Origin of the sequence: Pseudovibrio sp. POLY-S9 (genome assembly GCF_001431305.1) — a bacterium.
Classification (GTDB): domain Bacteria; phylum Pseudomonadota; class Alphaproteobacteria; order Rhizobiales; family Stappiaceae; genus Pseudovibrio.
In genome coordinates this window covers 85,176-87,743 of sequence record NZ_LCWX01000166.1, presented here as the reverse complement: position 1 = coordinate 87,743, position 2,568 = coordinate 85,176, and the positions used below count along the sequence as shown (strand labels likewise).

The following is a 2,568-nucleotide window of genomic DNA, read 5'->3' as shown; positions in this document are numbered from 1 at the left end:
TACTCCGTGTTGTTCCTGGGGGTCGGGATTATTCTCTGGCTGGTGTGGGTGCCGGAGAACCGCAGATACTTCCTGTCCTGGCAGTTGTGGCTCGGCGGAGCACTGGCAATCGCGATCTTCTCTCCTGTACTTTACTGGAACTCGCAGCATGAGTGGATTTCTTTTGTAAAGCAGTTTGGGCGTTCTGTACCAGAAGGGTACTCCGTCAAATACATTGGCGAGTTCATCGGCGCTGTTGCAGGCCTGCTGAACCCGCTCGTCTTCATCATTGCGATGGTTGGTGCGTGGCGTGTCATCCGCAAAATGATAAAGCAAGACAACACGGCCAGTCTGCTGGTTCTGACGGTCCTGCCGTTCCTGATCTATCTGACCTTCCATTCACTCCATTCGCGTGTTCAGGGCAACTGGCCAGCTCCGATGTATCCAACACTGGCCATGTTCGCTGGTATTGCAGCAGCTTATCCGCCTGCCAATGTTGGTCGCTGGTTCAAGGTGCTTGCCCCGACTGCAGTCGGCCTGGGTGTCGTTGTCGCTGGGGTGGTCTATATCCACGCCTACACCCCGCTCAACACATCTCTGGGCCGTAAAGATCCAACGCATCAGATGCGCGGCTGGCAAGATATTGGCGATGAACTGACCGAGTTAGCAGACGCAAATGACATCAATTGGATTGGCACAACCAGCTATGGTTTGACGGGCCAAATGTCGAATGCGCTCAAGAAGACAGACCTCAAAGTCTACGGAATTCCTGAGCGAATGCGCTATGCAATGATTCCCGATAATCTCCAAAATCCCGAAAATAGTGACATGCTGTACGTCACCGAGGAAAGAAGAGACCGCTCTCAAAAGCTGAAAACCAACTTCAATCAGGTTGAGCTGCTGAAGACCATCCCCCGAGAGAATAAGGGATTGTTCGGAAAAACAGCTATTGAAAATGTACGGGTCTACCGATTGTCAGACCCGAAACAGCCCCTGAAATCCAACTGAAACAGCTGAGATTCCGTTGCGTTAAATTTGCAGGCTTTGTTAAATGTACTCCTGAACCTTTTGGATTGGGAGATCCGCGCGATGAAGCGCATCCTCTTGACGAGTCTCGAATTTGGGCAAAGCTATGGAGTTGACCGGGCGATCTGCGATCTAATCATCGCAGGCCGGCTCTCTGCCGTAGGCTGTGTTGTCACTGGCAAGATGTGGTCGAGGGAGTTCTATCAGCTGCGTGACGTGGTTGCCTGGGCCGAACATGAAACCATGGTCGGTCTGACAGTCACACTGACAAAGCCCGCCGGACCGCTCACCGATTTTGGCCGGACCGTATTCGGAGAGACGTTCCCCGCGCCGTGGTGGTATGCAATGCGCAGCCCCATGAAGATGCTGCCGGAAGAGGCGATCGCCGCTGAGATCGCCGCACAAGTGGATCTCTTCGAAGAGGTCTATGCCCGTCCGCCAGCATTTGTTGCCATTCAGGGAAACCTCGCAAAGCATCCTGCCGTGCATTCAGCGCTCATCACGGTGCTCAGCATGATGACAGGGCGAGAGCCTGCACTGGTACTGCCTGCTGGTGTTAGTCGATCAAGCAACTCCATTTCAAAGCGCGCCACCAAAGCCGGATTGGAAACTATATTCTCAGGACCAGATCTGCCAATGGCTGATGAGGACACAGATCTGAGAGACTTCTTCTGGCACGGAATCAATGAGGCACAGGATTCGGCGATGGTCCTATGTCGGCCATCCTATCCTGAAGAGCAGGCCCAACCCGTCAAAAAGAAAAACGTACGCCAGAGCTCATCCCGTGAGAACCAGCTGAAGTTCCTGATAAGTGAGGAATTTCCGTTTCTTTTGATGGAAAAAGATATCTTCTTGTTCTAAGAACGATCTCTTCCTGCGGTTGAAGAGATCGTTCCTTTTGAATTTGCCATAAACGTTGGGGTATTTATGAACACCCCTAATTTGCCTAAAACTAAAGAACATCTCTGTGACTCCGGTCACAAAATGGCCGCATGATAGACCTAATTAAAATCATCAATTATATTGATGCAGCTTAAACTAAAAAACTGAATCTACGGCGCGTCAGGATCTTGTGGCAAGATGACAAAGTTCAAAGAACTCCTTCAAAACAGCTTTTCACTGTCGGGTTTGGCTGAGGAACACGCACACGGTCTCTCTGAGATAGCTCAGCCTATGTCATTGAAATCCGGCGCAGTTCTCTTCAAGGCCGGAGATCCGGGCAATGGTTGTTACGCAATCATCGAAGGCAGCATGAAAGTCTCCGTCGTCTCGCTGGATGGCAGTGAGCAGCTGCTCGCAGTTCTCGGGCAGGGCTCACTGGTAGGTGAAATTGCTTTGCTTGACGGCAGTGAGCGCTCCGCTACCGTAACGGCACTCAAGCCGAGCCAGCTTGCATTTATCTCCAAAGCTGCATTTTATCGCTACGCCGATGAAAACCCGGCTGTTTACCGTCACATGCTGCAGATCGTAGCGACTCGCCTGCGTCGTTCAAACGATGCACTCGCTGCACGGTCCTTCTTGCCACTCAATGGCCGGGTTGCGCAGACACTGCTGCAACTCTCT

Annotated in this window: 3 protein-coding genes; all 3 read left to right on the top strand. The window is 51.9% G+C overall.

Going from position 1 to position 2,568, the window contains the following annotated elements; all coding sequences use genetic code 11:
- Positions 1-987: glycosyl transferase family 39 (locus PPL9_RS33385; RefSeq protein ID WP_244273406.1), on the top strand; the 987-nt coding region annotated here is incomplete at its 5' end.
- Between the two features lie 81 nt (positions 988-1,068).
- Positions 1,069-1,866, top strand: coding sequence for a ChbG/HpnK family deacetylase (locus tag PPL9_RS16540; RefSeq protein WP_208981724.1), 798 nt, complete (start codon positions 1,069-1,071; stop codon positions 1,864-1,866).
- Between the two features lie 219 nt (positions 1,867-2,085).
- Positions 2,086-2,568 (top strand): Crp/Fnr family transcriptional regulator (locus PPL9_RS16535; protein WP_057463737.1); only part of this gene is annotated, 483 nt, incomplete at its 3' end.

What these genes read in the sequence shown, in the direction of transcription:
- PPL9_RS16540 (WP_208981724.1), top strand. Translation starts at nt 1,069, where the DNA reads ATGAAGCGCATCCTCTTGACGAGTCTCGAATTTGGGCAAAGCTATGGA.